Annotated in this window: 2 protein-coding genes; both read left to right on the top strand. The window is 33.0% G+C overall.

What is annotated here, in order from left to right; genetic code table 11:
• Positions 1-243 (top strand): RagB/SusD family nutrient uptake outer membrane protein (locus ABD994_RS31020; RefSeq protein ID WP_345425523.1); only part of this gene is annotated, 243 nt, incomplete at its 5' end.
• A 68-nt stretch (positions 244-311) separates the two neighbouring features.
• The coding region (locus ABD994_RS31015; RefSeq protein WP_345425520.1) for a SusE domain-containing protein at positions 312-736 on the top strand (425 nt) is incomplete at its 3' end.

Here is a 736-nt window from a genome sequence, read left to right as displayed (position 1 = left end):
GTCCCTTTTACTACGATCAACCTACAAAATATTCTTGATGAAAGAGGAAGAGAATTAAATTTTGAAGGCATGAGAAGACAAGATCTTATAAGATTTGGTAAGTTTACAGGGGGATCTTATCTATGGCCATGGAAAGGAGGTGTAAAAGAAGGAACATCAATTCCTGATACTTATAAACTATTCCCGATACCAACTACGGCATTGCAGGCTAATCCTAATTTAACTCAAAATCCTGGTTACTAAAAATCAATCTTATGAAAAATTCTAATATAAAATATATTTTTTCGCTTATTGCATTAAGCTTAATGATTGTGGGATGTCAAGATAGGGAGATAATTACAATTGAAGATTCGCAGAGTCCAGTAATTGCAAATCTATCTACTCAAAACTTGATTTTGGATTCCAATTTTCCTACTAATCCAGCATTGACAGTAACTTGGACTCCTGCAAAGTACACGGTTCCTGTGGAGATCAATTATAATATTGAAATCAGTGCGAATGAAAATTTTGATAAAAAATTCCCATTGGGCGAAAAAATTGTTCAATCTGTAAATACTAAAAGTTTTACAACGAAACAGATCAATGATGCGGCTAAATTAATTGGTTTAGTACCTGCAAAACCTCAAAAAATCTATTTTAGGGTTATATCTTCAGTTAATGGTAACTTCTATTCACAGGTTTCTAATGTTACAAGCCTCACAGTTACACCTTACCTGGCAAGTCCCATATATAATTA

The organism is Actinomycetospora chlora (assembly GCF_039542135.1).
Lineage (GTDB): Bacteria > Actinomycetota > Actinomycetes > Mycobacteriales > Pseudonocardiaceae > Actinomycetospora > Actinomycetospora chlora.
Note: the sequence above shows the minus strand (reverse complement) of the source record. Positions and strands in the feature narration are given on the sequence as shown.